Below are 25,125 nucleotides of genomic sequence, written 5' to 3'. Positions count from 1 at the left end.
GTAACTCAGCCCAGCGCCGATGAATCGATGATCTGACCCAGCAGGGCCTCGGCCTGTTCATGCGTATGCGCACGCAGCAACCGGGAGGCATGGCGGCGCAGGTGGGCATGATCGAGTGTGGCCAGGCGGTCGCGCACCTGCAGGATCTGGCCCGGATGCATGCTGAATTCGCACAGGCCAAGCATCAGCAGCAGCGCGGTGAAGTTCACGTCGCCGGCGATCTCGCCGCACAGGCTCACCGGCTTCTTCGCGCGGCGGCCGGCGCTGATCACGTGCGACAACAGCCGCAGCAGCGCCGGTTGCAACGGGTTGTAGATGTTTTCCAGCGCATCGTTGCCACGATCGGCGGCGAGTACGTACTGGGCCAGATCGTTGGTGCCGATCGCGAGGAAGTCGGCATGCTCCAGCAGCGCGCGCACGTTGATCGCTGCTGCCGGCACTTCGATCATCGCGCCCAGTGGCAGCTTCTCCGGCAGGTCGATGTTTTCGCGCTTCAGATCCTGCCGAGCCAGCTTGAACAGTGTGCGTACCGCAATCAGTTCATCCGGCTGGGTCACCATCGGCACCAGCACGCGCACCGGGCCGTAGCAGGCGGCACGCAGGATCGCGCGGATCTGGGTGGAGAACACTGCGGGGTAGCGCAGCGACAGGCGTACACCACGCACGCCGAGCGCTGGATTGTCCTCCCCGCGCAGTACGAGTCCGGCGGCATCGGCCTTGTCGGCGCCCAGATCCAGCGTGCGGATGGTCACCGGCAAACCGCCCATGCCCATCACCAGGTCGCGATAGGCGATGAACTGCTCGTCTTCCGACGGCAGTCCCTTGTGCTTGAGAAACAGGAATTCGGTGCGGTACAGACCGACGCCATCGGCGCCACGCGCACGCGCACTGGCCACGTCGGAGGGAGTTTCGGCGTTGGCGAGCAGGCAGATCTCGACGTTGTCACGGGTGCGCGTGGGCGCATTCGCGAGTTTGGCCAGGCGGCGCCCCTCGATCACCGCCTCACGCTGCCAGGCGCGGTAGCGCGACAGATCCTGCGCGGTGGGATGCACCACCGCCTCGCCGCGCTCGGCGTCGAGCAGGATCAGGTCATCGTCATGGATGTTCGACAATGCATCGCGGGTACCGACCAGCATTGGCAGGCCGAGACTGCGCGCGAGGATCGCACTATGCGAATACGGGCTACCGGAACTGCCGACCACGCCGAGCAGGCCGTTGCCGGCCAGTTGCGCCATGTCGGCCGGCGCGATGCTGTCGGCGATCAGGATCTCGCCGACGCGCGCGGCCAGCTTGCGTTCTTCCGGGCTGGTCTGCCGCTGCAGGGCGGAGATCACCCGGTTGATCACCTGTTCGACGTCTTCCTTGCGGCTGCGCAGGTACGGATCATCCATCGCTTCGAACACGGCGGATAGACGGTCGCGCTGTTTCTTCAGCGCGGCGCCGGGACGGTAGTGGCCAATCCGCACCAGGTCATCCAGCCCGCGCAATAACTCCGCGTCGTCCAGCAACAGGCTGTGCGCGTCGATGAACTCGTTGACCTCACGCGCCAGTGCGCCATGCAGCTTGCCGCGCAATTCGCGCAACTCCTGTCGTGCCGTGTCCAGTGCGCGATGCAAGTGACCGATCTCGACCTCGATCTCTTCCTCGGCCAGCGGCCGGGTATCGACGGTGTAGCGGCTCGGCTGCACCAGCCGGGCCCGTCCCAGCGCCATGCCGTGGGCGGCGATCGTGCCGTTGAGCACATGCCTCATGCGTGCCGCTTCTCATGCCGGACCGGCATGGATAGCAGAATCACCAGCTTGGCAGACGCACGATCCATTCAGGCTCCTTCGTCGAATTTGCGCTCGAACAGCGCGGCTACGGCGGTCAGCGCGGATTGCTCATCCGGGCCATCGACGCGGATGGTCAGCGAGGTGCCAATACCAGCGGCCAGCATCATCACGCCCATGATGCTCTGCGCGTTGATCTCGCGACCCTTGCTGACCAGCCACACGGTGGATTTGAAACCCTGCACTAGTTGCACCAGTTTGGCGGATGCGCGGGCATGCAGGCCGAGCTTGTTGGAAACGACGATTTCTTGTTCAAGCATGATCGATGAAAATTCCCCCGCGGCCACCGCTGGCCGCAATCTCGGCCAGTTCGTCCAGTGGTTTTTCCGCATAGTTGAGTACGCGCAGCAACATCGGCAGGTTGAGGCCCGACACGCAGCGAAGATGGACGCCCAATGCACCGAGCGACAGGCCAATATTGCATGGTGTGGCGCCATAGAGGTCGGCCAGCACCAGCACGCCTTCGCCCTGATCCAGTTCGCGTGCATGGCGCACCGTTAGCGTGCGCATCACGTCCGGGTCGGATTGTGGTGGTATTTCCACCGCTGCCACTTGTAATGGCAGTTTCGGCATCACGTGATGCGCGGCGGAGATCAGCGCCTGGCCGACCGCCTCGTGAGTCATCAACAGCACGCCGACGCTCATGACCAGCTATCCGTGAGTCTTGCAAGCGGCATGATCTTTACTCCAGCTCGCGATGGAAGGTGAGCACGCCTTCGCGACGCGCGCGGTAATGGGCGGCGAGTTTCTCGACCAGATAGACGGAACGGTGTCGGCCACCGGTGCAGCCGACCGAGATCGTCACGTAACTGCGGTCGTCCTGCTCGAAGCGTGGCAGCCACGCATCCAGCCAGCGTGCGGTATCGGCAAAGTATTCGGCGACCAATGGCTCGGCGTCGAGGAAATCGCGCACGGGTGCATCCTTGCCGGACAGCGGGCGCAGGTGTGCATGCCAGTGCGGATTCGGCAGGCAGCGCGCGTCGTACACGAAGTCCGCATCCAGTGGCAATCCGCGGCGGAACGCGAACGACTGGAACATCAGGGTGAGTCCTTCGGTCGCCTGGGCGTACCCGGTTGCGACGAGACGGCGCAACTGGTGCACGTTGAGTTCGCTGGAGTCGATCACCTTCTCGGCAATCGCCATCAGCGGGCGCAGCAGGCGACGCTCCTCGACGATCGCGTCGGCCAGTGACAGTCCACGCGTGGCTAGCGGATGGCGACGTCGGGTTTCCGAATAGCGCTTGATCAACACCTCGTCGCGGCAATCCAGAAAGATCAGGTGCACCTGTACGCCGGCAGCGGCGAGTTCCGACAGCACGGTCGGCATGAGTGCGAAATCCGCGCCGCGATTGCGCACGTCCACGCCTACCGCGATGCGCCGGTGCTTGCTGCCGCCTTCGGTCGCTGCATTGACCAGCTGCGGCAGCAGCGCCGAGGGCAGGTTGTCGACGCAGTAGAACTCGAGGTCTTCCAGTGCACGCAGCGCCACCGTCTTGCCGCCGCCGGACATGCCGGTGAGCACGATCAGGTGGATCTCGTGTGGATCGACCAGCGGGTTGAGCAGGGGTGTGTTGTCGTTGCTCATGAATTCACCACGGAGGCAGCCGGCGCAGCTGGTGGGCCTGCCGGTCGATGAAAGTCTGCGCCGGGTCGATACCCTTGCTCTTCAGCGCGTGACTGCGCACGGCGGCTTCGACCAGCACGGAGAGGTTGCGTCCCGGTGCCACCGGGATGGTGATCATCGGCACCGGCACATCGAAGATTTCGCGATGGCCGATATCGCCGGTGAGGCGGGTCAGCGCGTCCGTTTCTTCGCCATCGCGCATCGGCTTGAGATGAATCACCAGACGCAGGTACTTGGAGGGCTTGACCGACATGTGGCCGAACATCTCGCGTACGTTGAGCACACCCAGGCCGCGCACCTCAAGCAGGTCCTGCAGCAGTTCGGGACAGCTGCCGTCGATCACGTCCGGTGCGATCAGGGTGAACTCGGTGGCATCGTCGGCGACCAGACGATGGCCGCGGCTGATCAGTTCCAGCGCCAGCTCGCTCTTGCCGGAACCGGCTTCGCCGGTGATCAGCACACCGATCGAGAACACTTCCAGGAACACCCCATGCAGGGTGGTCTTCGCTGCCAGCATGCGCGCGAGGTGGTACTGCAGGTAGGTCAGCAGCTCGTGCCCACGTTTGGGGCTGATCCACAGCGGCGTATTGGTTTCCTCGGCGACCTCGCGCAGGTCGGCCGGTACCGTCTGGTCCTTGGTCACGATCAGCGCCACCGGCTGGTAGGCGGCGATCTTGTGCATCACTTCCCAGCGCTGGCGCGAATCCAGGGCGTCGAGGAAGCTCAGCTCCTCGGTGCCGATGATCTGGATCTTGTTCGGATAGATGACGTTGAGGTAGCCGATCAGGGAAGGCCGGCGCGACTGTGCCGCACCGGGTTCGATGACACGCGACTCCCCGCGCATGCCAGACAACCAGCGCAGGGCCATGCGCTCGTGGACGCCATCGTAGAGTTGTCGCGCGCTGATCCGGTCCAAGCGAAGATCCCTTGTGCCGCATGGAAAGCCCGGTGGGCCTGTGCGGCAACGTGACCATTGTGCCAGCTTGGATGCTTATGCGCCTTCGGTCATAACGAAAGCGGCCCGCCGGAGGGGCGGGCCGCGGGGAGAGATCAGCCGTACAGGCGAGCTTCGCGTGCTTCGTGCTGATGCTTGTCGCTGACTTTTTCACGATGTTTGCGCAACTGGTTGACCAGCTTGTCAAACAGCATGTCGATGGAGGTATACATGTCGACCTCGGTGGCTTCGGCATGCAGGGTGGCGCCGATCACACCCAGTGTGCCTTCGGCACGTTGTCGGAGCTTGTCGACGGACAGCACGATGGCAAGGCTGATCAATTTATCGTCGAGGCGCGTGAGGCGGTCGAGCTTGGCGGTGGCGTGTTCGCGCAGGGCCTGGGTCACTTCAATCTGCTGGCCGCTGAGTTGGAATTGCATAGGGCGCCTCCTCTGGTGGTGCAGTGCCGCTTTTCGCGGCGGGTAGACGTACCGTGGCCAAGGTGGCGGCGGCACATCGTCAATCATTCTGTGTCAGGTATGGGAACGCTTTAGTGATAACCAAGTTCCCGCCGATGTTTCATGCGAGGCTCAGCTGGCGCGCTGGCGTTCGCTGGAGCTGGGAATGCGCAGTCCCTCCCGGTATTTGGCCACGGTACGCCGGGCCACCTGGATACCCTTGCGTTGCAACTCCTCGGCAATCGCCTGGTCGGAGAGCGGTTTGCGCGCATCCTCGGCGCCGATCAGCTTGCGCAGCATGGCCTGGATCGCGGTAGCCGAGGCGCTGCCGCCATCCTCGGTGGAGACGCCACTGGAAAAGAAGTATTTCAGCTCGAAGGTGCCGCGCGGGGTATGCAGGTATTTGCGGGTGGTCACGCGTGAGATGGTCGACTCATGCATGGCCACTTCCTCGGCCACTTCGCGCAATACCAGCGGATGCATTGCTTCGGGGCCATAGTCGAGAAAGGCGCTCTGCCGACGCACGATCGCCTCGGCCACCTTGAGCAGGGTTTCGGCGCGCGATTCCAGGCTCTTGATCAGCCAGCGTGCCTCCTGCAGCTGACCGCGCATCCAGCTGGCGTCTTCGCCACGCGCCTGTGCGATCAGGCCACAGTAATGCTGGTTGAGTCCCAGCCGCGGCTGCGCATCCGGGTTCAGGCTGACCCGCCAGCGGCTGCCGTCGCGCAACGCGTAGACATCCGGTGCCACGTATTCCACCGGGGTTGCGTCGAGGGCGGCACCCGGGCGCGGATCGAGGCTGCGGATCAGCACGGCGGCGGCGGCCACGTCGTCTTCGCTGGCACGCAGGCGGCGGGCCAGCCGCGTGATGTCGTTGCGCGCGAGCAGTTCCAGCTCGCTGTCGACCATGCGCAGGGCCAGCTCGCGTTGTGGCGTGTTCGGGTCGAACTGCTCCAGCTGCACGCGCAGGCAATCGCGCAGATCCAGGCTGCCGACACCTGCGGGGTCGAAGCCCTGCAAGCGCCGACGCACGGCGTCGATTTCCTCGATGCTTGCCTTCAGGTCCGCTGGCAGCACGGCGAGCATCGCCTCCAGTCCTTCGGTGAGGTAGCCGGAGGCATCCAGTGCATCGATCAGCACCGTGGCGATCAAATGCTGGCGGGGATTGAACGAGGCCATGTTGAGCTGCCACAGCAGGTGCTGCTGTAGGGTCTCCGGCGCGGCGTTCTGCGGCTCGAAATCGTCGTCCCCGCGTGAGCCGACGCTGCCGCTGCTGCCGACGCTGCTGCTGGAGAAGTCGATCGGCGCCTCGACGGTGCCGCCATCGGCCCATTCGCCAGTGTCGTCATTGTCGGTGGTGCCGGCCGCAGCGACGCTTTCGGCGCTCGGGTATTCGCTTTCGGCGCTTTCGCGATCGACTGCTTCCTCGTCCTCGATTTCTTCGGCGAACTCCAGCAACGGATTGCCTTCAGCGATCTGACGCAGTTCGGCCTCCAGCTCCAGCTGCGACAATTGCAACAGACGTATCGCCTGCTGCAACTGGGGCGTCAGGGTCAGCTGCTGATGGAGGCGAAACTGCAGTGCGGGTTTCATGCCAGCCAGGTCGAAGGAACTCGCGGCCATCGTAGCGCTTGCCCGCAGACGCGGCCATAGCCGCATGCAACCGATTGCCGCGTAACGGCAAATCCAAGGTTCAGAGGCGGAATTCGCGACCCAGGTACACTTCTCGCACCCTTTCGTCGGCGAGAATGTGCGCCGGAGTACCGCGGGACAATACCTCGCCTTCGCTCATGATGTAGGCACGGTCGCAGATTCCCAGCGTTTCGCGCACATTGTGGTCGGTGATCAGCACGCCGATGCCGCGTTCCTTGAGGTGTCGCACGATGCGCTGGATTTCGCCCACCGAGATCGGGTCGACGCCGGCGAACGGTTCGTCCAGCAGCATGTAGCGCGGCTGCGCGGCCAGCGCCCGGGCGATTTCGACGCGGCGACGTTCGCCGCCAGACAGGCTGACGCCTTTCTGGCCGGCAATATGGCTGATCTTCAGCTCGTCGAGCAGGCTTTCCAGTTCGCTGTTGCGCTGCTGCTCGCTCAAACCTTCACGCAGCTCCAGCACGGCCAGGATGTTGTCCGACACGCTGAGCCGACGGAACACCGAGGCCTCCTGCGGAAGGTAGCCGATGCCCAGCTTGGCGCGGGCATGCATCGGCAAGCCGGTGATGTCCTGCTTGTCCAGCTGGATCCTGCCTGCATCGGCTTCGATCAGGCCGACCACCATGTAGAAGCAGGTCGTCTTGCCCGCACCGTTGGGGCCGAGCAGGCCAACCACTTCGCCTTCGCGAATCGAAAAGGCAAAATCCCGCACCACTTTGCGTGCTTTGAAGCTTTTCTGCAGACCTTCGGCGGAGAGCATCGGTTACGGTTGTCCGTGCGTGGATGTCGAGGTGCTGGAAGCTGGTGCCGTCACTGGTGCTGTCGTCGGTGTGGTCGACGCACTCGACGCCGAAGCCGGTTTGGTAACGGCAGGCTTGGCGGGGTGCGCCGGCGCTGCGGCTGCGGGGGGCTTGGGTTTGGGCAGGATCACGCCGTGTACCAAGCCATCGGCACCGGCTACGCCGGTGATCAATTGGGTATTGGAGTTGTAAGTCAGCTTGTCACCGTGGAACTCGCCGCGACCCTGCTGTTTCACCCAGGCGTTGGTGGTGAGTACGGCGATGCTGTTGATGTTGTCGTAGTCGAGTGTGAGGCCATCGCCCTGCACCAGTTGATCGTTCTCGTCCAGTTCCTGGATATGCGCCAAGTGCGCCGGACTGCCGGTAACCACGATGCGGGCGATCTGGGTGTCGCCGTCCAGATACAGCTTGGCCACGTCGCCGGTGACCAGCAGCGTGCCCTGGGTGATCTTCACGTTGCCAGTGAGAGTGGTGATCGTGTTCGGTGCGTTGAACGCGTTGGTGGTCTTCGCCACGTAGTTCATCGGCAGATCGCGATCGGATTTCTTGGCCAGTGCGAGCGCAGGCAGCAGGCTCAGCAGCGCTGCCGAGAGCAGGCCGATGGCGAACTTACGACTTGCGCTTGCGCGGCGGGAACGAGCCGTGGGTGTCATCGAGTAACTCCAGGTGATTGTCGTTGAGATTGGCACGCATGCCGATCCCGGCCATTGTAGTGGCGCCTTGGATCATGTGCGCCGGGGCCGCGGTTTCCATGCGGTTTTCCTTCGGCCACGCGGTGATATCCGTGGTGTACATGTCGGCGACGGCGGTGTCAGCGTAGGCTGCCCGATGCATGTGGACTGCCCCCTGCAGCTTGAGCAGGGTGCCTGGCTGGTTGACCCAGCCGTACTGCGACTCGCCATCCCAGTCGGGGACGCCAGGTTTTTTCGCCGGCATCTGGAAGGTCGGCGAATTGAGGTATAGCGACTCATCACCTTCGCGGCGCTCCAGGTGCGGGGACTGCACTCGCAGCCCGGGCTGCCCGTCGACGTCGTATTCGGTAACGCGGGAGTTGATCAGCGTATAGCCGGAACGTGGCGGTCCGACAAAGTCGTGGTTTGCCGTTTCGGGCCCCAACCACCACTGCAGCGCCTGCAGAATGCCGGCTGCCAAGGCGATCGCGATGATCGCGGCCGGCAGGCGCCGGTCGCGCAGCCAGAGCCACAGTTTCACTGCCAGCGCTCCCGCTCGGCGTCGCTCTTGCCCTGCGCGTGCAGGATCAGGTCGCACACTTCGCGGGCGGCACCCAGGCCACCGCTCTTGCTGGTTTGCCAGTGCGCCTGCTCGGCGACCCATGGATGCGCATTGGCTACCGCCACCGCCAAGCCGGCAATGCGCATCGGTGGCAAGTCAGGCAGGTCATCGCCGATGAAGGCGACCTGCTCAGTTGTGAGATGCAGCGCGTCCAGCAGTTCCAGCAGGCTGGCGCGCTTGTCACTCTGCCCCTGGTAGACGTGGGCGATATCCAGTTCCTCGGCGCGTAGCGCGACCGGGTGGCTGATCCGTGCAGTGATCAGTGCCACCTGCACGCCGTTTGCCTGCAGCTGTTTCAGGCCAAGGCCGTCATGTACATGGAATACCTTGGTTTCGCGGCCATCCTCGCCGTACCACAGGCGCCCGTCGGTCAGGGTGCCATCCACGTCGAACACGGCAAGACGGATCCTGGCGGCACGGTCGAGGACGTCAGCGGGGAGGTCAGCCAGATACATGGGAGGTCGTGGGCTCGTGCCGGATGAAGGATGAGAACGCGTAATCAGACCACACGTGCACGGAGCAGATCATGAATGTTCAGTGCGCCGACCACGCGTTGTTCGTCATCGACCACCAACAAGGCGTGAATCTGGTGCTTTTCCATCAACTGGGCCGCTTCCGCGGCCAGCTTGTCGGCGCCGATGGTCTTCGGGCCGCGGGTCATCAGTTCGGCCACGGTGGCGCCACGCAAGTCCACACCTTCATCGTCCAGCGCGCGGCGAAGGTCGCCGTCGGTGAATACACCGAGCAGTCGCTGGTCGGCATCGACCACGGCGGTCATGCCCAGGTGCTTGCGGGTCATCTCGACCAGGGCGGCGGTCAGGTTGGCGTCTGGCGATACCCGGGGCACGTCGTCGCCCGTATGCATCACGTCGCCGATGTGCAGCAGCAGGCGCCGGCCGAGGCTGCCTGCCGGATGCGAGCGGGCGAAATCGTCCGAGGTGAAGCCGCGTGCCTCCAGCAGCGCGATCGCCAGCGCGTCCCCCATGACCAGTGCCACGGTGGTGCTGGTGGTCGGCGCCAGACCCAGCGGGCAGGCCTCGCTGGAGATGCTGCCATCCAGATGCACGTCGGCCTGGGTCGCCAGCGAAGAGCTGGGCTTGCCGGTGATCGCGATCAACGGAATGCCCTGACGCTTGATCACCGGCAGGATGAACAGCAGCTCGTCGGTTTCGCCGGAGTAGGACAGCGCCAGTACCACGTCCTGCGGCAGGATCATGCCGAGGTCGCCATGGCTGGCTTCGCCCGGATGCACGAAGAATGCCGGGGTACCGGTGGAGGCCAGGGTGGCGGCGATCTTGCGCGCGACATGCCCGGACTTGCCCATGCCACTCACGATCACGCGGCCCTTGCAGGCCAGGATCAGCCGGCAGGCCTCGACAAAATCCGGCCCGATACGCGATTCCAAGGCGTGCACGGCGCGTGCTTCGGTAGCGATCACCGTGCGTGCGCTGCGCGCGATGGCATCCATGTCCAGGTCGATCGGGGTGGTTGGGGTGATGCGTGCGTTCATGGGGGCTCGGAAGAGGGAGGGCTGACGCCGGGTCGCCGTGGCGACAAGGCATCGGTCATGCCGATCTGCGGTCACTGTCGTTTCTGCGCCAGCGTATTTCCATTACCATGGCATATTCGCATTTTAACGTCATAAGTCCGCGCGTTGGATTCAACAAGCGACTGAATCCACCTTTTCGCCGACTCACGCTTCAGTATGGACTTACCCCCGATGGACTCAGCCAGCATCCAGGCAATGATCGAAAATGGCCTGCCCGGTGCGCAGGCCGAGGTCACGGGTGCCGATGGCGTGCATTTCGAAGCAACCGTGGTCGCCAGCCAGTTTGCCGGCAAGTTGCCGCTGGCGCGTCATCGGCTGGTCTACGCCACGCTGGGCGAATTGATGGGCGGCGCGATCCACGCGCTGGCGTTGAAAACCCTGACACCCGAGGAAATCGCGGCGCGCCGTTGAGAGCTGCAGCCGGATTCTCCCCAATTACCGAAGGAAAACGATGGCCAAGATCCTGATCAGTGGCGGCGTGCCGCTCCATGGCGAGGTCGGCATTTCCGGCGCCAAGAACGCCGTGCTGCCGATCCTTGCCGCCTGCCTGCTCGCGGATGAGCCAGTCAGCATCGGCAACGTGCCGCACCTGCACGACGTCACCACGTTCATCGAGCTGCTCGGCCAGATGGGCGTGCAGCTGGTACTGGACGACCGCATGAAGATGCATGTCGATCCGCGTACCACCAGCACCTGCGTGGCACCGTATGACCTCGTCCGCACCATGCGCGCCTCGATCCTGGTGCTGGGTCCGTTGGTGGCGCGCTTCGGCCAGGCCGAGGTCTCCCTGCCGGGTGGCTGTGCGATCGGTTCGCGTCCGGTCGACCAGCATATCCGCGGCCTGCAGGCGCTGGGTGCCGACATCACCGTCGAGAACGGCTACATCAAGGCGAAGGCGAAGCGGCTGAAAGGCGCGCGCATCGTGATGGACATGGTCACCGTCACCGGCACCGAGAACATCATGATGGCGGCGACCCTGGCGCAGGGCACCACGGTGATCGAGAACGCCGCGCAGGAGCCCGAAGTGGTCGACCTGGCCTATTGCCTGATGGCGATGGGCGCCCAGATCGAGGGCGCCGGTACCTCGACCATGATCATCCATGGCGTCGAGCGCCTGCACGGCGCCGAGTACGAAGTGCTGCCTGACCGCATCGAGACCGGTACCTTCCTGGTTGGTGCGGCGATGACCGGCGGCAAGGTGCGTACACGGCATGCTCGTGCCGACACACTCGATGCGGTGCTGGCCAAGCTGGAGGAATCCGGTGCACACATCTCGACCGGCGACGACTGGATCGAACTGGACATGGGCGGGCGCAGGCCGAAGGCGGTGAACATCAGCACCGCACCGTATCCGGCCTTTCCGACCGACATGCAGGCGCAATTCACCGCGCTGAACTGCGTCGCCGAGGGTACCGGCGTGGTCATCGAGACCGTGTTCGAAAACCGCTTCATGCATGCGCAGGAACTGCAGCGGCTCGGCGCGGATATCCGCCTCGAAGGCAATACCGCGGTGATCCAGGGTGTGCAGCAGATGAGTGGCGCACCGATCATGGCCACCGACTTGCGTGCGTCGGCCTGCCTGGTGCTGGCCGGACTGGTGGCCAAGGGCGACACCATCGTCGATCGCGTCTATCACATCGATCGCGGCTACGAGAACATCGAGGAAAAGCTCGGTGTACTCGGCGCGAAGATTCGGCGTCTGCCGAACTGAAGGATCACGCTGGCAATGTGCTGGTGCCAGCTGGAGTGGGTGGCGCCAGCTAGCTGAGTCACCCGGCGCGCCGCAGGCTCCATGCCAATGCCAGCCAGCAGGGCAGCGCGAACAGCAGCCACGGCTGGTTCTGCTGCACGACGCCAGGCAACAGATGCAGCAGGATCGCGATCAGGGCGGCGAGCAGCTGCAGCGCGATCACGCCATCGATGAAGCGTGAGGCAGCGAGGCCGCGACGCGATCGCCACAGTGTGGGCAGCAGCAGGAACGCCAGCGGATTGAACAGCAACAGGTTGGCGTTGGCCCACGCCGAGTGATGCGCGGTCAGCGTCCACAGCACCAGCAGCAGGATGCCGACGAGGCCGGCCGCTAGCAGGTACAGCGTGCCGAGCAAGGCGTAACCGGTGTGCCACCAGCGTCGCGTCGCGACGATCAGCGCGGCGATCAACAACCCAGCCAGTGCTAGCGGCAGGCGCAGGTCGGGTGCGGTGGCTGGCGGTACATCGAGCCGGTTCGGTGACAGCAGCTGTTCACTCAGCAGCAGCGGCTGGCCGTTGTCGAGGTGTACATCGCGCAATTGCGCCTGCAGCACCATCGGCAGAAAACTTTCCTGCCAAGCGTTGAGCGGCTGGTCGGCATACGGCCCCAGACCCAGATCCATGATCAGCATCAACCACGGTTGCGCGCTCATCAGGCGTGCGGTCTGCTGACGATAGGTCATGCCGCCGGCGCGCGCAGTGAGCTGTGTTTTCAATATCCCACCGAGTGCCTGGTTCAGCGCATCGCGCACGCGGGTGGTGCAGTTGTCGGCGTAGTAGTCGTAGTTGTAGCCGGCGTTTTCCGGGCGCAGGTTCCACAGCAGAAAGTCGCGTAGTGCGCCGGCCTGGTCGGCATTCAGCGCCAGCCGCTGGCGGGTCACCGAACGGCCATCCTCTACATAGCTGGCCTGCTCGGGTGCGCTGTACCCGGCGTCCATCAGGTAATGCATGCGGCCGCGGGCGAAGTTGAGAAAGAAGTTCGACTCGTTGAAGTCGAACACGCCGTAGTTGAAGTCGACCGCTTCGCCCGAAACGCTGTCGCGCAACTCGATCGCATCGTGGCCGAAGCGCTCCCAGTAGGTTGCGCCGGGGCCGTAGGTGATCAGCGATACCTCGAGGTTGGCGCCGGGTGCATTGGCGACGCTGGCATGGGCGCTGGACAGCGTGCCGAACAGCAGCAACGCGAACAGCAGCAGGATGGAGCCGGTGCGATGCATGCGACGGGAGCCTTGGCAGGAGAGCGCGGGATGTTGTGCGAAGAGCGTGTCAGGCCGCCACGTCGTCAGTCAGCTGCAGGCGCCCGCGCAGCGAGTTGCTCATCGCTTCGGTGATCACCACGTCGACGAACTGGCCGATCAGGCGCGGATGGCCGGGGAAGTTGACGAAACGCATGTTCTCGGTGCGACCGGTCAGCTCGCTCGCATCGCGCGTGCTGGGTTTTTCCACCAGTACGCGCTGCACGCTGCCGATCATCGCCTGGCTGATCTTCTTCGCGTTGGCGTTGATGGTTGCCTGCAAGCGCATCAGTCGTGCGTGCTTCTCCGTCGCTGGTGTGTCGTCGGCGAGATTCGCCGCCGGCGTGCCGGGACGCGAGGAGAAGATGAAGGAGAAGCTCTGGTCGAAACCGATGTCGTCGATAAGCTTCATGGTCTTCTCGAAATCCTCAGCAGTCTCGCCGGGGAAGCCGACGATGAAATCGGAGGACACGCAGATATCCGGACGCACCGCGCGTAGCTTGCGGATCTTCTGCTTGAACTCGATCGCGGTATAGCCGCGCTTCATCGCGCTGAGGATGCGGTCCGAGCCGGCCTGCACCGGCAGGTGCAGGTAGTTCGCCAGCTGGGGCACATTCGCATACGCCTCGATCAGCGAGTCGGAGAACTCCAGCGGATGCGAGGTGGTGAAGCGGATGCGGCCGATGCCGTCGATCTGCGCGATCGCGTGGATCAGCACGGCGAGATCGGCAATGCCGCCGTCGTGGGTCGGGCCGCGATAGGCGTTGACGTTCTGGCCGAGCAGGTTCACCTCGCGCACGCCTTGCGCGGCGAGCTTGGCGACCTCGACGATGACGTCGTCGAATGGACGGCTGATTTCCTCACCGCGGGTGTACGGCACCACGCAGTAGCTGCAGTACTTCGAACAGCCTTCCATGATCGAGACGAAGGCGGTCGGGCCTTCGGCGCGCGGTTCGGGCAGGCGGTCGAACTTCTCGATCTCGGGGAAGCTGATGTCCACTTGCGGCAGGCCGCTGGCGCGCTGCTTCTCGATCAGCTCGGGCAGGCGATGCAGCGTCTGCGGTCCGAACACCAGGTCAACGTAAGGTGCACGCTTGACGATGGCGTCGCCCTCCTGGCTTGCCACGCAGCCACCCACCCCGATCAGCACCGGCTTGCCGTCCTTCTTGTGCTGTTTCCAGCGGCCGAGCTGGCTGAACACCTTTTCCTGGGCCTTCTCGCGGATCGAGCAGGTATTGATCAGAATCACGTCCGCCTCGGACTCGTCCTGGGTCAGTTCCATGCCATGCGACGCCTTCAGCACGTCGGCCATCTTGGCCGAGTCGTACTCGTTCATCTGGCAACCGTGGGTCTTGATGAAAAGCTTGCCGCTCATGGCGTGGGAATACCGTGGTTCGTGAAGCAGTAGGTGCAATCCGCTGAACCGTGCAGTTTACCTGCCTGCAAGCCGGCCTGCCAGTCGACCTGGCATGACATATCAAGCACTTGCGGCAACTGGCGCGGTGCCGGGCGGGCGTCCCGGGTGTCGCGTGATCCAGGCATTCGGCGAACGCTGCATGGCGCACGAAATGGCGACGGCGCACTTGGCGCCAGAGGCGCGTGGCGGCACACTGCGTCCATGCTCGACGTTGCAAGCCACGGGGGAAGCGTCGATCGGCCTGCCGGGGGCTTCCCAATTCGCTCGATCCTGTTCCGGGTCGGGCTGGGCTGTGCGCTGCTGTGGGCCGGATGCTGGTGCAGCAGCGCGCGCGCCGGCACGCTTTACCAGTGCACCGGTGCCAGCGGCGAAGTGGCATTCAGCAGCAGCAAGGTCGGCTACCACGGCTGCAAGGCGATCAGCACCTATGCGGCGCCGGCGCCACGTCACCAGGAACTGCCGCCGCCACGGACCTCGTTGATCGGGGTGACGGGTTCGGTCGAGACCACCGCGCGCAGTCTTGCCGCCGATGGGAGCCGGCCGACCGCGCTCGCCAATGTTCAAGGCTCGGCCACGACCAGCGCGCGTGGACTCGGTGAGGCGAAGGTGCAGCGCGTTTCACTGGCTGCGGTGCAGGGTTCGGTCGAAACCACCGCGAAGCCGCCGTTGGCAACAGCCATCACCGGCACACCAGGCAAGTGGAGCTATCACGAATCTCGCGGTACCGAGGCGCCGCTGCCAGCGATCGCGGATGCACCGGACACCCGTGTCCTGCGCGGTGCGGTCTATCGCATCGTGCAGGCGGACGGCAGTGTGGAATACACCAACCTGCAACCAACCGGCCAGAAAGGTCACACCGTGACCATGTTGTTCACCTACATCGCCAGTTGTGTTGCCTGCGACCTGCACTCAACGATCCGCTGGGGTAGTGTTTCACTGAACCTGATCGCCTACGCCGACACGATTCGCGCCGCCAGCATCGAGTATGGAGTCGACGAGGCATTCCTGCGCGCGATCATCCATGCCGAGAGCGCGTTCAATCCGCGCGCACTGTCGCTGAAGGGGGCGCAGGGCCTGATGCAGTTGATGCCGGCCACAGCCAGCGACATGGGTGTGCTGGATGCATTCGACACCGACCAGAACATCCGCGGCGGTGCACGTTACCTGAGCCTGCTGCTGCATGATTTCAACGGCAGCGAGCGACTGGCTGCGGCTGCCTACAACGCCGGCCCTGGCGCGGTGCAGCGCTACAGCGGGGTGCCGCCGTACGCCGAAACCCAAGTGTATGTAGAGCGCGTGGAAACCCTGCGCAAGCGCTACGGCGCGGTGATCCATCCACCGCTGGCTGCCGCGGGCGGACGCGGCTGAATCAATCGCCGAGCGAGGGCCCGGCGCTTGTCGGTGGTCGTTGGACCAGGGTGACCTCGACATGGAGCGGGACTCCATCGCGCAGGCCGGAGACCTTCACTACGCTGCCAGGCTTCAAGGCGGCTTCGCGCCGGCGTAGATCGGCTGGATCGAGGATGTCGTCATTGCCGATGCGCAGCAGGATGTCGTTGGGCTTGATGCCGGCTTGCGCCGCCGGGCCCCCGGGATCGACCTCGGTGACCTGGACGCCGCGCGCCGCTGCCGGCAGGCCGCCGTTGGCCGCCAACGGCACGAACGCATAATCGGCGCCCAGCCAGCCGCGCACGACGTGTCCCGTAGTGATGAGCTGATCCAGTACCTTGCGCGCGGTGGCCACCGGAATCGCGAAGCCGATGCCCTCGGCGCCGGAGGTCTTGCTGATCAGCAAGGTGTTGATGCCGACCAGCTCACCCTGGGTGTTGATGAGTGCGCCACCCGAATTGCCCAGGTTGATGGCGGCATCGGTCTGGATGAACTCTTCGGGGCTGGTACTGTTCAACTGGCGCCCCACGGCACTGACGATGCCCATGGTCACGGTCTGGTTGAGGCCGAGCGGGTTGCCGATCGCCAGCACCACGTCACCGGCACGCAGCAACTGGTGGTCGGCCATCTGGATCACCGGCAGATTGTTGGCGTCGATCTTCAATACCGCCAGGTCGGTTTCCTCGTCCGCACCGACGAGGGTGGCCTTGGCGACGCGACCGTCGTACAGCAGCACCTGGATGTCGGAGGCGTGGGCGATCACGTGGTTGTTGGTCAGCACGTAGCCCTGACCCTGCGCACTGACGATGACGCCGGAGCCGAGGGTCTGCTCGCTATGCTGGTAAGTCGTGGGCTGGCCGCCGAACAATTGCTGCAGCACCGGGTTGTCGTACATCCGTACGGCTGGCTCTGTGACGACCTTGTTGGCGTAGATGTTCACCACCGAGGGTGCCGCGGTGGCCACCGCGTCGGCGTATGAAACCGGGCCGTTGACCGTATGCGTGGCGACCGCCGTCGATGAGGACGGCGGCGTGGTCAGGCCGAAACGCGCGCGCAGACGCTCGCCACTGCCGGGCCAGAACAGGCTGATCACGAACGCTACCGCCAGGCCGAGGACGACGAAGCGGGCGATGAAGGCAAGCGTGCCGGCGGCATGTTTCATGTCGAAAGAAGAGGGTTCCGGCAAATCATGGCGAGGGTCACGGCGGATCGGCTTTCGCCGGGATGCGGTTTTATTGTACGGGGCAGGGCCTGACGCTACACTAACGCGATTTTTGCGGGGCCCAAAATCCCACCATGTGCAAGTACCGGAGAGCCTGATGGCGAACGAAGTCGTCGATCACGGCCGCCGCCGTTTCCTTACAGCAACCACTGCGGTGGTTGGTGGTCTTGGAATCGTGTCGGCAGCTGTGCCCTTCATCAAGTCGTGGGAACCCAGCGCGCGTGCGAAGGCCGCTGGTGCTCCGGTTACCCAGTCGTTGAAAAAAATCGAGCCTGGTCAGCAGTTGATCGTGGGCTGGCGCAGCCTGCCGGTGTTTATCGTCAATCGCACGCCGGCCCAGTTGGCGGCATTGCCACAGCAGGACCCGCGGCTGGTCGATCCGAAGTCGGACGGCAGCTCGGCCGCGCAGCAGCCGAAATATGCACAGAACGAGACCCGTTCGATCAAGCCCGAGTGGCTAGTGATGGTGGGTATCTGCACCCATCTGGGTTGCGTACCGAACTTCGTGGGCGAGATGAAGCCGGAGCCGTTCGATCCGAACTGGCAAGGTGGCTATTACTGCCCGTGCCATCACTCGCGCTACGACATGGCCGGTCGCGTCTATCAAGGGGTACCGGCGCCGAAGAACATGGAAATCCCGCCATATAACTTCATTGACGATTCGACCATCCAGATTGGTGTGGATCCGAAGGGAGCTGCGTAATGGCCAACGTATTCACGAAAATCGGTGACTGGGTCACCGAGCGCGCGCCGAACATGATGCCGATGTACCGCAAGCACATGACGGAGTACTACGCGCCGAAGAACTTCAATCTCTGGTACTACTTCGGTTCGCTGGCGATCGTGGTGCTGATCAACCAGATCGTCACCGGCATCTTCCTCACCATGAACTACAACCCGAGCGCGGCGGGAGCCTTCGACTCGGTGCAGTACATCATGCGTGACGTGGAGTGGGGCTGGTTGATCCGCTACATGCATTCCACCGGCGCCTCGCTGTTCTTCGTGGTGGTGTTCCTGCACATGTTCCGCGGCATCATGTACGGCTCGTACAAGAAGCCGCGCGAGCTGGTGTGGCTGCTCGGCATGCTGATCTTCCTGGTGCTGATGGCCGAGGCGTTCATGGGCTACGTGCTGCCGTGGGGCAACATGTCGTTCTGGGGTGCCAAGGTGATCGTGTCGCTGTTCGGCACCATCCCGGTGATCGGCAGCACCTTGGTCGAATGGATCATGGGCGACTTCCTGCCGGCCGATGCCACGCTGAACCGCTTCTTTGCACTGCACGTGATTGCGTTGCCGCTCGTGCTGCTGCTGCTGGTAGTGCTGCACATCGCCGCGCTGCACGAAGTGGGTTCGAACAACCCGGATGGCGTCGAGATCAAGAAGGGCCCCAAGGGCAACCGCTGGGACGCATTGAAGCCGGCCGACGGCATTCCGTTCCACCCGTACTACACGGTGAAGGATCTGGTCGGCGTGGGTTTCTTCCTGCTGATCGCGGCCTTCATCATCTTCTTCGCGCCGACCTTCGGTGGCTGGTTCCTCGAGCACGACAACTCGATCATGGCCAACAATCTGGTCACTCCGGCCGAGATCAAGCCGGTGTGGTACTTCACTCCGTTCTACGCGATCGTGCGCATGATCCCGTCGTTATTCGGCACGGCCGTGTGGGGTGTGCTGGCGATGTTCGGCGCGATAGCCGTGTTGTTCCTGTTTCCGTGGTTCGACCGCGGCCAGGTCAAGTCGATCCGCTACCGCGGCACCGGTTACAAGGTGGCGCTGGGCGTGTTCGTGATCGCGTTCCTCGGTCTCGGCGCAGTCGGAGCCGGCATCACCGCCGAAGTGATCCCCGAGTGGTTCGGCAATGTCGACCTGACGACCTGGGAAAACGCGTTTGGCCGTCTGATGACCCTGCTCTACTTCGGCTTCTTCGCGTTCCTTTGGGCCTACACGCATTTCGGCTGGGAAAAGACCAAGCCGGTTCCTGATCGGGTGACGATGCATGACTAAGCGGCAGATCACGATGAAGCATTTCCTCTCCTCGGCCGCGCTGGCGCTCGGGCTGCTGGTTGGCACCATGCCGGCGCACGCCGAAGGCGAAGGCGGGCTGCTCAAGTCCGGCTCCGACGTACGCGACCAAGCCTCGCTGCAGCGTGGCGCCAGGCTGTTCTTCAACTACTGCGTCGGCTGCCACTCGCTGAAGTATGTGCGTTATTCGCGCATCGCCGAGGACCTGGGCCTGTCCGAACAGGAAGTGATGCAGAACCTCGATTTCACCGGCGCCAGGTTCGACGACCCGATTGTTTCGCACATGCCGCCGGAGTCGGCCGGCAAGTGGTTCGGCAAGGCGCCGCCGGATCTGTCGTTGGAAGTGAGTGCGAAGGGTGCAGACTGGGTCTACACCTACCTCAATACGTTCTACCTGGATCCGAAAAGCCCGATCGGCTGGAACAACACCACCTTGCCGAATGCCGCCATGCCGTTCCCGCTGTGGGAGCTGCAAGGGATGCAGACGGCGGTGATGAAGCCGGGTACCGACGAGGTGGAGAAACTGGAATTGACCAAGCCGGGCAAGCTGACGCCGGCGCAGTACCAGCAGGCTACTCGTGACCTGACCAGCTTCCTGGAATACGCTTCGGAGCCGGCCGCCTTGCAGCGCCATCATTACGGCATCTGGGTGCTGCTGTTCCTGGCGTTCTTCACCTTGCTGGCCGCCATGCTCAAGAAGGAATACTGGAAGGACGTCCACTGACGCCGCCAGGGATCATCCGACTGCGGCGGCCACGAGCCGCCGCAGTCGTCTCATCGATGAGGAAGTGCGCATGGTTCAAAGCGTTCGCTCACGTACCGTACTGACGCTCTACACCACGGCGGATGACATCCAGTGTCATCGCGCGCGGTTGGTGTTGGCCGCCAAGGGGGTCAGCTATGAACGGGTGCTGGTCGATCCGGCCAAGCCGCCGGAGGATCTGATCGACCTCAATCCCTATGCCAGCACGCCAACCCTGATCGATCGTGATCTCACCCTGTTCGACACCGCCGTGGTCTGCGAATACCTCGATGAGCGTTACCCGCATCCACCGCTGATGCCGATCGACCCGCAATCGCGCGCGCGCCTGCGCGTGGCGGCGGTGCGCATCGAGAAGGACTGGCTGCCTGAGGTGGATACCATCCGTGCCGGTGGTCGCCCGGTCGAGGCCGCGCGCAAGCGCCTGCGCGAGCAACTATTGTCCACTTTGCCGCTGTTCAAGGCGTCAAAATTCTTCCTCAATCCGGAAATGAGCCTGGCCGATTGCCTGGTGGCGCCGGTAATCTGGCGGCTGCCCTGGCTCGGGGTCGACCTGGGCCGTGAAGGCAAGCCGATCATCGATTATGGTGAGCGCCTGTTCCACAGCCAGGGTTTTGCGCGCAGCATGACCGACCAAGAAAAGGTAATGCGGCAACTCCATGAGCAAGAATGAAACCGTGCCGATGAGCTCCAATCGCCCGTACCTGCTGCGGGCGATCTACGATTGGATCAGTGACAACAATCTCACGCCCTACGTGCTGGTCGACGCCACTTTCAAGGGTGTGCAGGTGCCCCCGCAGGTGATCAAGAACGGTCAGGTCGTGCTCAATCTCGCCATGCGTGCGGTCGCAAGTCTGGATCTGGGCAACGAGTGGGTCAGTTTCCAGGCGCGCTTTTCCGGTGCCAGCCAGACCATCCACATCCCGGTGCAGGCAATCCTGGCGTTGTATGCCCAGGAAAATGGGCAGGGCATGATGTTTCCGGCTGATGAAGAAGAGGGTGGTGGTGACATGCCGCCTCCGTCAGCCCCGGAACCCGACGACACGCCACCTGCGCCCGGTGCTGGCGGTGACAAGCCCAAGCGTGGCGCACCGCATCTGCGCGTGGTCAAGTAACGGCTGCGCGATGCTGCGCCGGCGCTCATGCCGGCCGATCAATGTAGCCGGTCACCCGTGCGTGGGCGGGAGTGCAGCATCACGACATTGCTGGTCGGGACGGGCAGGGATGCTCCGGGAGCAGCTTCATGCGGTGGCAGCAATTCGATCGTTGGCAGACTCAGGCTGCTCAGCGAGTCGCCGAGCATCCACAGGCGACCGGGTTCGCGGTCGTGTCCGTCGATGCTTACCTCGAAGCTGTAGCAGCGTTCGAGCCGGTGCAGGCCATTGACGCGGCGAAGACGCACGCCGCGCAGGCCGACCGTCTCGTCCAGCAGCTGCAGACCATGCTGCTGGCATTGCTGCCGTGCTTCCCGCATTGCGCGCTCACGCGCGACGCTGAGCTTCAGCCACAGCCCGACGATCGCGCCCAGCACCAGCAACAGCAGCAGGTTGGAAACATCACTCATGCCAACAGTGTGTGGGCGCAGGTGCCCGTGTGCAAGCCAGTGAATAGCTGGATCAGGTCAGCTGCAGCCGTAGCGACAGGTCGACTGCACGCACATGCTTGGTCAGTGCGCCCACCGAGATGAAATCCACGCCGGTTTGGGCAAACGCACCGATCGTCTGCAGAGTGACGTTGCCGGATACTTCCAGTGGCACGCGGCCGGCCGCGAGCTGCACAGCTGTGGTCATCTGCGGCAGGCTGAAGTTGTCCAGCATGATCCGATCCACGCCTGCATCCAGCGCCTGCGCCAGCTCATCGAGGTTTTCCACCTCGACCTCCAGCAACAGGTTCGGGTGCAGCCGACGCGCCGCCTGCACCGCGGCAGTAATGCTGCCGGCAGTGATGATGTGGTTTTCCTTGATCAGGATCGCGTCGTACAAGCCGATGCGGTGGTTGTAGCCACCGCCGCAGCGTACCGCGTACTTCTGCGCGAGGCGCAGGCCGGGTACGGTCTTGCGGGTGTCCAGAATGCGCACGCCGGTACCGGCGACGGCGGCTACATAATCGGCGGTTACCGTGGCGGTGCCGGACAGCAATTGCAGGAAGTTCAGCGCGGAGCGCTCGGCACTGACCAGCGAACGGGCATGGCCAGACAGGCGACAGATGATCTTGCCGGCATCGACCCGCTGCCCGTCATGCGTCTGCCAGTCGATCCGTACGGCCGGGTCCAGCTTGCGGAAGCAGGCATCGAACCATGCCGTGCCGGCAATCACCGCCGAGTCGCGACAGGTCAGTTCGGCCTGCGCACGGGCATCGATCGGCAGCAATTCGGCAGTCGCGTCGCCCTGGCCCAGGTCCTCGGCGAAGGCGCGCTCGATATCGGCGGCGACCAAGGTGGCATCCGGTGCCGTAGACGGTGGACTCATTCGGTATCCGTGGCAGGTGCAGGAGGGCTATCTGTCTGGCTGAGTCGGCCGACGATGGCGCTCAGCGCGCGATCGAACAGCGCATTGGCGGCGAGTACGCGGGCGTGGCCGTCGATCAGCAAGGCAGCCAACTCCTGTGGCGAGTAGTCGGCTACTTTCAGGCCGCGCCGGTTGACGAACAGATAGCGTCCGCTCATCGGGCTGATCCACGACAGCTTGGCGCGGGTCATCGCCTCCTCGACGTGACTGAACTCGAGCCAGGTACCCGGCTGCAAGGCCTGGACCTGCTGCCATTCGGGGCTATCTGGTGGCACCACGACGGCGTCGTCGTCCACGTGTTCATCCAGCTCGGCGTCGCGGTCGATGACCGGCTGGATGCTGTCCGGGATCGCCAGCATCGCGGTGTCCTCGTCGACGATGACGGTCTCGCCAGTCTCTGCCGTTTCACCGAGCTGCTGCCGGTAGTAGGCATGCAACTGGCTCAGCAGGCGATCGATGTCGTGTTCCTGGAAAGCCACATTGGTCAGGCCCATGCGCAGCGCGCGTTCGATGCTGGGAATCATCTGCCGCAGTCGTTGCCGGCTTTCCGGATCCTGCGCGGGGCGTGTGCTGACGATGAGATCGTCGACGAAGTGCAGTGCGCTCCTGTACTCGGGCGAAGCCTCGCCCTGGCGCAGCAGGGTCAGCACCAGATGATTGGCCCATGCGCGTGCCAGCACGCCATGCACCAGTGGTGGAAGTTTGTGTTCGCCGATGCGGTCGAGGATTTCACGGGCGGCACGGCGGCGCGCCTGCTCCAGCTTCTCGCGTCCGCGGGTGGATTCGGCCACGCGTTGTTCGGCCAGTTCGGAACGCCGCTTGTTGACGTCCTGGAACTGCTGCAGGTCGGCCAACAGGCGCTCGAAGATGCCCATGTCGTCGTCGAAATCGTGCAGCAATTGCTCGACGATCGTTTTTACCTTGTCGTGCAGGCGACGGTCACGATCGGATTCCTCCGACCAGCTCTTGGCCTGCTCGGCCAGACCGTCCAGCAGCCGGCGCGCCGGGTGCTGGCGATGTGCAAACATCTTGCGGTCGAGGATCGCCGCCTTGAGATAGGGGATCTGCAACCGTGCCAGCAACACTTGCATCTCGGCGGGGAGGTTGCGGTCCTCCAGAATGAATTCGAACAGCATGCCGACCAGGTCGATGGTGTCTTCATCGATGGTGGCTACATGGCTTGGACGTTCGCCACGCAAGGCGCCAATCTGGCTCAGCAGCTGTCCCTTCAGCTGCATGACTTCGCGGCTGAGTTCGATCGCGTCGTTGGGCTGTGCGTAAGGCAACGGGCCGGCACTGGCGATCTGGCTTTGCAACACGCTGAGTGCACCAAGCAATTCGTTTGCCGAAGGCAACGGGCCGCTTGGCATCGCCGGCATCCCACCACTGCCAACAACGGTGGCACCGGTGGAACCGCGGCGGGCACTGAACAGCGCATGCAGGGTCTGCAACAGGTCGCTCGGTATCTCGCCGGCTTCCTCGGCAGTTTCCGCCGCCGCCCCGGCAGCTTGTGCGTTGCTGCTAGCAGTGGCGGCAGCTTTCGCACCACTACCGCGCACGATCTCGTGCCGCAGTTGCGGGAGCACGCCCGCGCGGGCCAGTTCGGTGTTGATTTCCTGGTAGAGCTCTTCCAGCGACGACAGCAGGTAGCGATCGAACAGCTTGTAGATGATCAGCTTGACGCGCATGTCCGCGCTGAGCTCCTGCAGCGCGAGGCGAAATGCCTGCGACAGGATGGCCGGTGCCACCGGGTTGCTGGTGTCGTCGATCTTGTGGCCACCGCAGATCACCGACAGTCGCTGGTTCACCGAGAACAGGTCGCGCGACAGGCGCGATTCGTTCTTGCTGATCATGCTGGTGATGGCCAGCGACTCTTCCAGTTCGTTGTCGGCCACCAGTGACAGCTCGACGGTGCCGGGGGTTGCCGGCGTGGGCACGCTTTGCTGCTGCGCAGGATGGGTCAGTTCGCCGAGATGCCGGCTGATCGCGCCGAGGAAGTTGCGCTCCACCGCCGGGCGGCGCTTGCGTACTTCGCGCATGCCGTCGAAGTAGTGCATCTGGGCGGCGTTGTTTTCGGCCTTCTCGGCCAGGTCGAACAGCGCGTCATCGACATGTTCGAAGGCGTTGCCGACCCATTGCTGCAGCCGCCGGTTGGCAATGCCACGCACCGCGTTGAGCAGCTCGCCCACACGCTCGCTGGCGGGGTCCATCCGCTGGCTCAAGTTGACAACTCTGGATGGATCACTGGCTTCGCTCATCGCCAACCCCCTGAAGCATTGCTAGTGCGGCTGAACCAACCGATGTGCCGCACGGATACTGACGATAAGTCAAAGCGTGTGTCCGTGTCATGCGCGGGCCGCAGCGAGTCATGGTTCGCAGGATTTTACGGCGTGACAGGGAAGGCCGTCAGTTGCAGGGTGCCGATGCCTTCCTCCGGCAACATCACCGGAATGCCGTCCTCGATCCGGTAGATCACCTTGCGGTCAGTGGTGATCAGCGCCTCGGTCACCCGCTCACGGATGCCTACGCCGGCGACGGAATCCACCTTGCCGGCCGCGATCGCGTCATTCAGGGCATCGAGCTCGTGCTTGCTCAGCGGGCGCACCGGCGTTTTGCTGACTGGGCAGCACAGGATGTCGAGTAGACGCTTGTCCATAATGGCTATTTGGCGTGTGCCGGGGCAG

The 25,125-nt window shown here is 63.9% G+C and carries 27 protein-coding genes; 8 read left to right on the top strand and 19 right to left on the bottom strand.

Annotated features, from left to right (window positions below; genetic code table 11):
• Nucleotides 1-5: 5 nt before the first annotated feature.
• From ptsP to GSQ75_RS14905, 12 genes are all read right to left on the bottom strand, one after another.
• Entirely contained in the window at nt 6-1,751 is a 1,746-nt protein-coding gene (ptsP, locus tag GSQ75_RS14960; RefSeq protein ID WP_158755640.1) for a phosphoenolpyruvate--protein phosphotransferase, read from the bottom strand.
• Nucleotides 1,752-1,819: 68 nt separating this feature from the next.
• The gene (locus GSQ75_RS14955; protein ID WP_158755639.1) at nt 1,820-2,089 is read right to left on the bottom strand and encodes an HPr family phosphocarrier protein; all 270 of its coding nucleotides are present in this window, start codon (nt 2,087-2,089) and stop codon (nt 1,820-1,822) included.
• Nucleotides 2,082-2,474, bottom strand: a complete 393-nt coding sequence (locus GSQ75_RS14950) for a PTS fructose IIA subunit family protein (protein WP_158755638.1) — start codon at nt 2,472-2,474, stop codon at nt 2,082-2,084. The genes GSQ75_RS14955 and GSQ75_RS14950 overlap by 8 nt, the downstream gene beginning before the upstream one ends.
• Nucleotides 2,475-2,511: 37 nt before the next feature.
• On the bottom strand, nt 2,512-3,414 hold the full coding sequence (gene rapZ, locus GSQ75_RS14945; protein ID WP_158755637.1) for an RNase adapter RapZ: 903 nt from the start codon (nt 3,412-3,414) through the stop codon (nt 2,512-2,514).
• 4 nt (nt 3,415-3,418) lie between these two features.
• Entirely contained in the window at nt 3,419-4,369 is a 951-nt protein-coding gene (gene hprK, locus GSQ75_RS14940) for an HPr(Ser) kinase/phosphatase (RefSeq protein WP_158755636.1), read from the bottom strand.
• 134 nt (nt 4,370-4,503) lie between these two features.
• The gene (gene raiA, locus GSQ75_RS14935) at nt 4,504-4,827 is read right to left on the bottom strand and encodes a ribosome-associated translation inhibitor RaiA (protein ID WP_158755635.1); all 324 of its coding nucleotides are present in this window, start codon (nt 4,825-4,827) and stop codon (nt 4,504-4,506) included.
• Nucleotides 4,828-4,977: 150 nt separating this feature from the next.
• Nucleotides 4,978-6,438: an RNA polymerase factor sigma-54 gene (locus GSQ75_RS14930; RefSeq protein ID WP_158755799.1), complete on the bottom strand. Its 1,461-nt coding sequence runs from the start codon at nt 6,436-6,438 to the stop codon at nt 4,978-4,980.
• 100 nt (nt 6,439-6,538) lie between these two features.
• Complete coding sequence (gene lptB, locus GSQ75_RS14925; protein WP_158755634.1) at nt 6,539-7,258, bottom strand: LPS export ABC transporter ATP-binding protein; 720 nt, start codon at nt 7,256-7,258, stop codon at nt 6,539-6,541.
• A 3-nt stretch (nt 7,259-7,261) separates the two neighbouring features.
• On the bottom strand, nt 7,262-7,951 hold the full coding sequence (gene lptA / locus GSQ75_RS14920) for a lipopolysaccharide transport periplasmic protein LptA (protein ID WP_158755633.1): 690 nt from the start codon (nt 7,949-7,951) through the stop codon (nt 7,262-7,264).
• Complete coding sequence (lptC, locus tag GSQ75_RS14915) at nt 7,908-8,510, bottom strand: LPS export ABC transporter periplasmic protein LptC (protein WP_158755632.1); 603 nt, start codon at nt 8,508-8,510, stop codon at nt 7,908-7,910. The genes lptA and lptC overlap by 44 nt, the downstream gene beginning before the upstream one ends.
• Nucleotides 8,507-9,046: an HAD-IIIA family hydrolase gene (locus tag GSQ75_RS14910; protein WP_158755631.1), complete on the bottom strand. Its 540-nt coding sequence runs from the start codon at nt 9,044-9,046 to the stop codon at nt 8,507-8,509. The genes lptC and GSQ75_RS14910 overlap by 4 nt, the downstream gene beginning before the upstream one ends.
• A gap of 44 nt (nt 9,047-9,090) precedes the next feature.
• Nucleotides 9,091-10,101: a KpsF/GutQ family sugar-phosphate isomerase gene (locus GSQ75_RS14905; protein WP_158755630.1), complete on the bottom strand. Its 1,011-nt coding sequence runs from the start codon at nt 10,099-10,101 to the stop codon at nt 9,091-9,093.
• 210 nt (nt 10,102-10,311) lie between these two features.
• On the opposite strand from GSQ75_RS14905, the gene GSQ75_RS14900 reads away from it, so the two are divergent.
• Together GSQ75_RS14900 and murA are read left to right on the top strand one after the other, a co-directional pair.
• Nucleotides 10,312-10,551, top strand: a complete 240-nt coding sequence (locus tag GSQ75_RS14900) for a BolA/IbaG family iron-sulfur metabolism protein (RefSeq protein WP_158755629.1) — start codon at nt 10,312-10,314, stop codon at nt 10,549-10,551.
• Nucleotides 10,552-10,591: 40 nt separating this feature from the next.
• Nucleotides 10,592-11,851, top strand: coding sequence for a UDP-N-acetylglucosamine 1-carboxyvinyltransferase (murA, locus tag GSQ75_RS14895; RefSeq protein WP_158755628.1), 1,260 nt, complete (start codon nt 10,592-10,594; stop codon nt 11,849-11,851).
• Nucleotides 11,852-11,909: 58 nt separating this feature from the next.
• On the opposite strand, the gene GSQ75_RS14890 is transcribed toward murA, so the two are convergent.
• Nucleotides 11,910-13,106 carry a DUF4105 domain-containing protein gene (locus GSQ75_RS14890; protein ID WP_158755627.1) on the bottom strand — a complete coding sequence of 399 codons (1,197 nt, stop codon included), beginning with the start codon at nt 13,104-13,106 and terminating at the stop codon, nt 11,910-11,912.
• 49 nt (nt 13,107-13,155) lie between these two features.
• Entirely contained in the window at nt 13,156-14,499 is a 1,344-nt protein-coding gene (miaB, locus tag GSQ75_RS14885) for a tRNA (N6-isopentenyl adenosine(37)-C2)-methylthiotransferase MiaB (protein WP_158755626.1), read from the bottom strand.
• A 243-nt stretch (nt 14,500-14,742) separates the two neighbouring features.
• Here miaB and GSQ75_RS14880 point away from each other — a divergent pair, with 243 nt between their 5' ends.
• Complete coding sequence (locus GSQ75_RS14880; RefSeq protein ID WP_158755625.1) at nt 14,743-15,909, top strand: lytic transglycosylase domain-containing protein; 1,167 nt, start codon at nt 14,743-14,745, stop codon at nt 15,907-15,909.
• Between the two features lies 1 nt (nt 15,910).
• On the opposite strand, the gene GSQ75_RS14875 is transcribed toward GSQ75_RS14880, so the two are convergent.
• Nucleotides 15,911-17,092: a trypsin-like peptidase domain-containing protein gene (locus GSQ75_RS14875; protein ID WP_158755624.1), complete on the bottom strand. Its 1,182-nt coding sequence runs from the start codon at nt 17,090-17,092 to the stop codon at nt 15,911-15,913.
• A 157-nt stretch (nt 17,093-17,249) separates the two neighbouring features.
• Between GSQ75_RS14875 and petA the strand changes: the two genes are divergently transcribed.
• The 5 genes from petA (at nt 17,250) to GSQ75_RS14850 (ending at nt 21,049) form a co-directional block, all read left to right on the top strand.
• A complete protein-coding gene (petA, locus tag GSQ75_RS14870; RefSeq protein WP_158755623.1) occupies nt 17,250-17,855 on the top strand; it encodes a ubiquinol-cytochrome c reductase iron-sulfur subunit in 606 nt (201 codons plus the stop codon).
• Nucleotides 17,855-19,156, top strand: a complete 1,302-nt coding sequence (locus tag GSQ75_RS14865; protein ID WP_158755622.1) for a cytochrome bc complex cytochrome b subunit — start codon at nt 17,855-17,857, stop codon at nt 19,154-19,156. Before petA ends, GSQ75_RS14865 begins: the two co-directional genes overlap by 1 nt.
• 13 nt (nt 19,157-19,169) lie before the next feature.
• Entirely contained in the window at nt 19,170-19,898 is a 729-nt protein-coding gene (locus GSQ75_RS14860; RefSeq protein ID WP_158755798.1) for a cytochrome c1, read from the top strand.
• A 70-nt stretch (nt 19,899-19,968) separates the two neighbouring features.
• Nucleotides 19,969-20,607: a glutathione S-transferase N-terminal domain-containing protein gene (locus GSQ75_RS14855; RefSeq protein WP_158755621.1), complete on the top strand. Its 639-nt coding sequence runs from the start codon at nt 19,969-19,971 to the stop codon at nt 20,605-20,607.
• Nucleotides 20,594-21,049 carry a ClpXP protease specificity-enhancing factor gene (locus tag GSQ75_RS14850; protein WP_254058596.1) on the top strand — a complete coding sequence of 152 codons (456 nt, stop codon included), beginning with the start codon at nt 20,594-20,596 and terminating at the stop codon, nt 21,047-21,049. Before GSQ75_RS14855 ends, GSQ75_RS14850 begins: the two co-directional genes overlap by 14 nt.
• Before the next feature lie 38 nt (nt 21,050-21,087).
• On the opposite strand, the gene GSQ75_RS14845 is transcribed toward GSQ75_RS14850, so the two are convergent.
• The 4 genes from GSQ75_RS14845 to GSQ75_RS14830 form a co-directional block, all read right to left on the bottom strand.
• On the bottom strand, nt 21,088-21,498 hold the full coding sequence (locus tag GSQ75_RS14845) for a DUF3301 domain-containing protein (protein WP_158755620.1): 411 nt from the start codon (nt 21,496-21,498) through the stop codon (nt 21,088-21,090).
• 52 nt (nt 21,499-21,550) lie between these two features.
• Complete coding sequence (nadC, locus tag GSQ75_RS14840; protein ID WP_158755619.1) at nt 21,551-22,402, bottom strand: carboxylating nicotinate-nucleotide diphosphorylase; 852 nt, start codon at nt 22,400-22,402, stop codon at nt 21,551-21,553.
• Nucleotides 22,399-24,699, bottom strand: coding sequence for a DUF1631 domain-containing protein (locus GSQ75_RS14835; protein ID WP_158755618.1), 2,301 nt, complete (start codon nt 24,697-24,699; stop codon nt 22,399-22,401). The genes nadC and GSQ75_RS14835 overlap by 4 nt, the downstream gene beginning before the upstream one ends.
• Before the next feature lie 125 nt (nt 24,700-24,824).
• Nucleotides 24,825-25,097, bottom strand: a complete 273-nt coding sequence (locus tag GSQ75_RS14830) for a Trm112 family protein (protein WP_158755617.1) — start codon at nt 25,095-25,097, stop codon at nt 24,825-24,827.
• Nucleotides 25,098-25,125: the final 28 nt, after the last annotated feature.

Origin of the sequence: Dyella sp. S184, assembly GCF_009766065.1 — a bacterium.
GTDB lineage: Bacteria > Pseudomonadota > Gammaproteobacteria > Xanthomonadales > Rhodanobacteraceae > Rhodanobacter.
Note: the sequence above shows the minus strand (reverse complement) of the source record. Positions and strands in the feature narration are given on the sequence as shown.

What these genes read in the sequence shown, in the direction of transcription:
- GSQ75_RS14845 (WP_158755620.1), bottom strand. Translation starts at nt 21,498, where the DNA reads ATGAGTGATGTTTCCAACCTGCTGCTGTTGCTGGTGCTGGGCGCGATC.
- GSQ75_RS14875 (WP_158755624.1), bottom strand. Translation starts at nt 17,092, where the DNA reads ATGAAACATGCCGCCGGCACGCTTGCCTTCATCGCCCGCTTCGTCGTC.
- raiA (WP_158755635.1), bottom strand. Translation starts at nt 4,827, where the DNA reads ATGCAATTCCAACTCAGCGGCCAGCAGATTGAAGTGACCCAGGCCCTG.
- GSQ75_RS14865 (WP_158755622.1), top strand. Translation starts at nt 17,855, where the DNA reads ATGGCCAACGTATTCACGAAAATCGGTGACTGGGTCACCGAGCGCGCG.
- GSQ75_RS14950 (WP_158755638.1), bottom strand. Translation starts at nt 2,474, where the DNA reads ATGAGCGTCGGCGTGCTGTTGATGACTCACGAGGCGGTCGGCCAGGCG.
- miaB (WP_158755626.1), bottom strand. Translation starts at nt 14,499, where the DNA reads ATGAGCGGCAAGCTTTTCATCAAGACCCACGGTTGCCAGATGAACGAG.
- GSQ75_RS14900 (WP_158755629.1), top strand. Translation starts at nt 10,312, where the DNA reads ATGGACTCAGCCAGCATCCAGGCAATGATCGAAAATGGCCTGCCCGGT.
- GSQ75_RS14880 (WP_158755625.1), top strand. Translation starts at nt 14,743, where the DNA reads ATGCTCGACGTTGCAAGCCACGGGGGAAGCGTCGATCGGCCTGCCGGG.
- GSQ75_RS14860 (WP_158755798.1), top strand. Translation starts at nt 19,170, where the DNA reads ATGAAGCATTTCCTCTCCTCGGCCGCGCTGGCGCTCGGGCTGCTGGTT.
- nadC (WP_158755619.1), bottom strand. Translation starts at nt 22,402, where the DNA reads ATGAGTCCACCGTCTACGGCACCGGATGCCACCTTGGTCGCCGCCGAT.
- rapZ (WP_158755637.1), bottom strand. Translation starts at nt 3,414, where the DNA reads ATGAGCAACGACAACACACCCCTGCTCAACCCGCTGGTCGATCCACAC.
- GSQ75_RS14855 (WP_158755621.1), top strand. Translation starts at nt 19,969, where the DNA reads ATGGTTCAAAGCGTTCGCTCACGTACCGTACTGACGCTCTACACCACG.
- GSQ75_RS14835 (WP_158755618.1), bottom strand. Translation starts at nt 24,699, where the DNA reads ATGAGCGAAGCCAGTGATCCATCCAGAGTTGTCAACTTGAGCCAGCGG.
- lptA (WP_158755633.1), bottom strand. Translation starts at nt 7,951, where the DNA reads ATGACACCCACGGCTCGTTCCCGCCGCGCAAGCGCAAGTCGTAAGTTC.
- GSQ75_RS14890 (WP_158755627.1), bottom strand. Translation starts at nt 13,106, where the DNA reads ATGCATCGCACCGGCTCCATCCTGCTGCTGTTCGCGTTGCTGCTGTTC.
- murA (WP_158755628.1), top strand. Translation starts at nt 10,592, where the DNA reads ATGGCCAAGATCCTGATCAGTGGCGGCGTGCCGCTCCATGGCGAGGTC.
- GSQ75_RS14910 (WP_158755631.1), bottom strand. Translation starts at nt 9,046, where the DNA reads ATGTATCTGGCTGACCTCCCCGCTGACGTCCTCGACCGTGCCGCCAGG.
- ptsP (WP_158755640.1), bottom strand. Translation starts at nt 1,751, where the DNA reads ATGAGGCATGTGCTCAACGGCACGATCGCCGCCCACGGCATGGCGCTG.
- GSQ75_RS14905 (WP_158755630.1), bottom strand. Translation starts at nt 10,101, where the DNA reads ATGAACGCACGCATCACCCCAACCACCCCGATCGACCTGGACATGGAT.
- petA (WP_158755623.1), top strand. Translation starts at nt 17,250, where the DNA reads ATGGCGAACGAAGTCGTCGATCACGGCCGCCGCCGTTTCCTTACAGCA.
- GSQ75_RS14830 (WP_158755617.1), bottom strand. Translation starts at nt 25,097, where the DNA reads ATGGACAAGCGTCTACTCGACATCCTGTGCTGCCCAGTCAGCAAAACG.
- GSQ75_RS14850 (WP_254058596.1), top strand. Translation starts at nt 20,594, where the DNA reads ATGAGCAAGAATGAAACCGTGCCGATGAGCTCCAATCGCCCGTACCTG.
- GSQ75_RS14955 (WP_158755639.1), bottom strand. Translation starts at nt 2,089, where the DNA reads ATGCTTGAACAAGAAATCGTCGTTTCCAACAAGCTCGGCCTGCATGCC.
- lptB (WP_158755634.1), bottom strand. Translation starts at nt 7,258, where the DNA reads ATGCTCTCCGCCGAAGGTCTGCAGAAAAGCTTCAAAGCACGCAAAGTG.
- GSQ75_RS14930 (WP_158755799.1), bottom strand. Translation starts at nt 6,438, where the DNA reads ATGAAACCCGCACTGCAGTTTCGCCTCCATCAGCAGCTGACCCTGACG.